Consider the following 4,833-nt stretch of genomic DNA (forward strand, 5'->3'; position numbering starts at 1 on the left):
GGCAGCGACCGGCGCGGGCGCGGAGGCCGCGGCCAGGTCGGCCGACGGCGGCAGGCCGGTGCCGGCGTCGGTCGCCAGCATGTTGGGAAGCAAGGCCACCATCAGCACGGCCGCCGCGGCGCTGGCGAACCAGGGCCAGCGCTGGCGCGCCGGCGATACCGGGCCCAGGCCGGACTGCACGCGTTCCGCGAACCCGGGCGGTGCCAGGCGAACCGGCTGGCCGCGCAGGCAGGCCGAGGCCAGCTGCCAGCGCTCGAACTGCGCACGCAGGGCCGGGTCGTTGTCCAGGCGCCGCTGCAGGAACCGGGCCTCGTCGGCCGGTAGCTCGCCGTCCAGCCAGGCGCTGAGCTGTTCCCTCAGGCGGTCGTCGATGTCGGTCATGGGCGCACTCGCTCGCTGTCCATCAGGGGTCGCAGGGTCTGGTCGATCGCCTCGCGGGCTCGGAAGATGCGCGAGCGCACGGTGCCGATCGGGCATTGCATAAGCTGCGCGATCTCCTCGTAGCTCAGGCCATCCACTTCGCGCAGGGTGATGGCCTGGCGCAGTTCCTCGGGCAGGCCGGCCACCGTGTCGGTGACGGCCTGCTCGATCTCGCCGCGCAGCAGCTGGTGTTCCGGGGTGTCGTGGTCGTGCAGGCGACCGCCACCGGCGAGGTGTTCGGCGTCCTCGGCCGCGATGTCGGCGGTCGGGGGGCGGCGTTTGCTGGCGACCAGGAAATTCTTGGCGGTATTCACGGCGATCCGGTAGAGCCAGGTGTAGAACTGGGCATCGCCACGGAAGTTCGGCAGCGCCCGGTAGGCGCGTATGAACGCATCCTGGGTGATGTCCTGGGCCTCGGCATGGTCGGGCACGAAGCGGTACACCACGGCGCCGATCCGGTGCTGGTACTTGCGCACCAGCAGGTCGAAGGCCGAGTTGTCGCCACCCTGCACACGCTTGACGAGGACCAGGTCCAGTTCGTTGTCGCCCATCCGGGCCGCTGCTCCTGCGGCCATCCGGGCCGCTCCATGGACATCCGCCGCCGGGGAAAGTTCCCGCCGGTGCGAAACCGGCGTTGACCCCCCCGGGGTCCTGCCGGGATGATACGTCCTCCCTTCCCTACCCCATCGTATGGAGACCGCCATGTTCGACGGACTTCGCCTCGCGCACTGGCGTGCCGAACCCCGCCCCGACGGCATCCTGGTCCTGACCCTGGACCGGGCCGACCAGAACGTCAACGCGCTCTCGCGCGCCGTGCTGGACGAGCTCGAGTCCATGGTCGAGCGCATCGCGCTCGAATTGCCCAAGGGCGTGGTCATCATTTCCGGCAAGGCCGCCGGCTTCATCCCGGGCGCCGACATCAAGGGCTTCGGCGACATCGCCGCCAAGGGCCAGACCGAAGACTGGATCCGCCACGGCCAGCTGGTGTTCCAGAAGCTGGCCGAGCTGCGTTGCCCGACCGTGGCCGCGATCCACGGCCACTGCATGGGCGGCGGCACCGAGATCTCGCTGGCCTGCCGCTACCGCATCGCCAGCAACGACGAGAAGACCCGCATCGGCCTGCCCGAAGTGAAGCTGGGCATCTACCCCGGCTGGGGCGGCAGCGTGCGCGCGCCGCGCCTGCTGGGCGCACCCGCCGCCATGGACCTGATGCTGACCGGCCGCTCGCTGTCGGCCTCGGCGGCGCGCGCCATCGGCCTGGTCGACAAGGTGGTGGCGCCCGCGGTGCTGCTGGACGAAGCCGTGAAGCTCGCCCAGCGCGGCACCACGCGTCCGTTCAAGCAGCGCTTCCTCGCCTGGGCCACCAACACCGGCCTGGGCCGCGCCATCCTCGCGCCGCAGATCGCCAAGCAGGTCGCCCGCAAGGCGCGCAAGGAGCACTACCCCGCCCCGTTCGCGCTGATCGAGACCTGGCGCCGCAGCGGCGGGCTGCCGGTGCACGCGGCGCTGAAGGCCGAGGCGAAGTCGGTGGTGAAGCTGGCGGGGACGCCGACCGCGCACAACCTGGTGCGCGTGTTCTTCCTGATGGATCGCCTGAAGTCGCTGGGCGGCAAGGACCACGGCATCCAGAAGGTGCACGTCATCGGCGCCGGCGTGATGGGTGGCGACATCGCCGCCTGGTGTGCGCTGCGCGGCTTCGACGTGACGCTGCAGGACCGCGAGATGAAGTACATCCAGCCGGCGCTGGACCGCGCGGCGAAACTGTACGAGAAAAAGGTCAAGGACGAAGCCAAGCGCGCCGCGACCAGCGCTCGCCTGCAGGCAGACGTGGAAGGCGCCGGCGTCGCCGATGCCGACCTGGTGATCGAGGCCATCTTCGAGAACCTCGAGGCCAAGCAGGCCCTGTTCGCCAAGGTCGAGGAAACGCTCAAGCCCGGCGCGATCCTGGTCTCGAACACCTCGTCCATCCCGCTCACCGACCTGCGCGCGGGCCGCAAGGACCCGGCGCGCTTCGCCGGCCTGCACTACTTCAACCCGGTGGCGCTGATGCCGCTGGTCGAGATCGTGCGCCACGATGGCCTGGACGCCGACACCGAGCGCCGCCTCGCGGCGTTCTGCAAGGCCATCGACAAGTTGCCGGTGCCGGTGGCGGGCACGCCGGGCTTCCTGGTCAACCGCATCCTGGCGCCCTACATGCAGGAGGCCATCATCGCCTTCTCCGAAGGCATCCCGGGCCCGGTGATCGACAAGGTGGCGCTGAAGTTCGGCATGCCGATGGGCCCGATCGAGCTGGTGGACACCGTGGGCCTCGACGTCGCCGCCAGCGTCGGCAAGATCATGGCCGACTTCCACGGCCAGCCGCTGCCCGACGCGTTCAAGGTCGAGGACGGCAAGCGCGGCAAGAAGGACGGCCAGGGCCTCTACAGGTGGGAGAACGGCCGCGCCGTGAAGCCCGAGGTACCGAAGGACTACCAGGCACCCGAGGACCTCGAAGATCGCCTGATCCTGCCGCTGCTCAACGAGGCGGTGTCCTGCCTGCACGACGGCGTGGTGTCCGATGCCGACCTGCTCGATGCCGGCGTCATCTTCGGCACCGGCTTCGCGCCCTTCCGAGGCGGCCCGATCCAGCACATCAAGGCTGTGGGCGCCGACAAGCTCAAGGCGCGCCTGGACACGCTGCACACCCGCTACGGCGCCCGCTTCAAGCCCCGCGACGGCTGGGACGCCCTGTAGTCACCCGGCCGTTCCTCCCACAAGGGGCGGTCAGCCGCCCCAGGCCTTGAAGTTGAGGAACTCGCGGCGGGTGCGCGGTCCGTAGGTGAGGAACGAGGGATCCGGCGCATTGCGATAGTTCTCGCGCGCCCGGGCCACGGCGTCCGCGGCCAGGTGCTGGTCCAGCACGTCCTTCGCCACCGGGTAGAGCTTCAGGGCGTTGAGCCCGAAGATCTTCGCGCGGATCGCCGGCGTGATTTCCGGATAACCGTGCTTCTCGCGCAGCTCGGGGCTGATCTGGAAGGTGCGGAAGGCCTGGATCTGGTCCTGCGGGCTGCCGTACCAGATCGAGTCGGTGCCCCAGAGGATGTTGTCCTCGCCCAGGGTCTTGAGCAGCTTGCCCAGCGCATGCGCGGCCGAGTCCGGGTCGCGCATCAGGAAGCGCCAGGTAGAACCCAGCTCCGCGTAGACGTTGCTGCCCTTGCCCAGCCCGGCAGCCAGCACCGAACTCACCAGCGAATCAATGCCGTCGACGCGCTTCGGGTCGTAGGGCCCCTCGGGCTGCGTGGTGACGAAGCCCGAGTGGTAGATCAGGAAATTCACGTCCGGGAAGCGCTTGCCGACCCGGCCGATGTCGGCGCATGTGCTGTGTTCGTAGCTGCGCTGGCCGAAGGGCAGCCCCTTGTGGATGGCGATGTTGCGTACGTCCAGGCGGCGCGCGTTCTCGATCATGGCCAGGCCGGCGTCGTCGTCCATCCAGAAGCCGCTGGCGCCATCCGGGCCCCACTGCGTGTAGGTCTTCCAGGCGCTGATGCGGAACTGCTTCGCCAGTCGCTCCATGTCCTCGAGGTCGCCGGCCTGGTTCGGGTTGACGCGGCCGTGCAGGAACAGCCGGTGCGTGCCCTTCATGGTCTCGACGATGGCGGCGGTGGCCGCGGCTTCCTCGATGGTCAGCGGCTCGCCCTCGCGCGTGGACGGCACGAAGCTGAGCACCATCAGCGACGTGTCGGAGTCCAGGAAGATGTCGCGCAGGAAGGCATCAGGCCCGAAGCACTGCAGCCGGTCCAGGTTCCCCGGCAGGCTGGCCGCGGCGCAGCCTTCAGTGCCGAAGCTGCCCAGCGGCCGCGCGCCCGGCGGCAGCTGCCGGGTCCAGGCGCCCGTAGGGTTCACGAAGTGACCCTGCACGTCGAAGATGAATTCGCGGCCGCCGACGTGGGCCTCGGCCGCCGCGGGCTCCATCGCCGCCTCGGGCGGCAGCGCGAAGTGGCCACCGCGTTTCCCGGCGGCGGCGTAGGCCGCATTCATCGCCAGCAGCGCGGTCGCGGCGCCGCAGGCCGAGACCATGAAGTCGCGCCGCGACACGCCCTGCCGCCGCGCATTGCGCGTGGCGTCGGCCAGGGCCATGGCATTGGCTTCGTGGTGCACCGGCTCCAGCGGGATCGGCGTGAACTCGCCGTTGCTGGTGCTGTCGAGCTTCACCGGCAGCCGAAGGCCGTCCGGATCCTGTCGCTTGGCCATCGCCACTCCCCGCCATCGTCGAAGCCCCGATCCTCGCCGCGCCCGCCTTAAGCGGACGTGCAGGCGCTGGCGCGGCTGCCCGGAATCAGCCGCCGCGAACTGCGGCGCATGCCACCACGCCATCGCGCCCGGTCCGCGGCGCCTGGCCTCGCGGGCACACCGGCGGGTCCACCGGCGCCGCCG

At 70.3% G+C, this 4,833-nt stretch carries 4 protein-coding genes; 1 reads left to right on the forward strand and 3 read right to left on the reverse strand.

The window, feature by feature from the left end:
• The coding region (locus tag Q0C12_RS14515; protein WP_290891441.1) for a sigma-E factor negative regulatory protein at window positions 1-381 on the reverse strand (381 nt) is incomplete at its 3' end.
• Window positions 378-971, reverse strand: coding sequence for an RNA polymerase sigma factor RpoE (gene rpoE, locus Q0C12_RS14520; protein ID WP_290891443.1), 594 nt, complete (start codon window positions 969-971; stop codon window positions 378-380). The genes Q0C12_RS14515 and rpoE, both read right to left, overlap by 4 nt.
• Before the next feature lie 151 nt (window positions 972-1,122).
• Here rpoE and Q0C12_RS14525 point away from each other — a divergent pair, with 151 nt between their 5' ends.
• Complete coding sequence (locus Q0C12_RS14525) at window positions 1,123-3,153, forward strand: 3-hydroxyacyl-CoA dehydrogenase NAD-binding domain-containing protein (protein ID WP_290891445.1); 2,031 nt, start codon at window positions 1,123-1,125, stop codon at window positions 3,151-3,153.
• Window positions 3,154-3,183: 30 nt separating this feature from the next.
• On the opposite strand, the gene Q0C12_RS14530 is transcribed toward Q0C12_RS14525, so the two are convergent.
• Complete coding sequence (locus Q0C12_RS14530) at window positions 3,184-4,650, reverse strand: amidohydrolase family protein (protein ID WP_290891447.1); 1,467 nt, start codon at window positions 4,648-4,650, stop codon at window positions 3,184-3,186.
• Between the last annotated feature and the right edge of the window lie 183 nt (window positions 4,651-4,833).

It is taken from the genome of Arenimonas sp. (assembly GCF_022842045.1).
Lineage (GTDB): Bacteria > Pseudomonadota > Gammaproteobacteria > Xanthomonadales > Xanthomonadaceae > Arenimonas.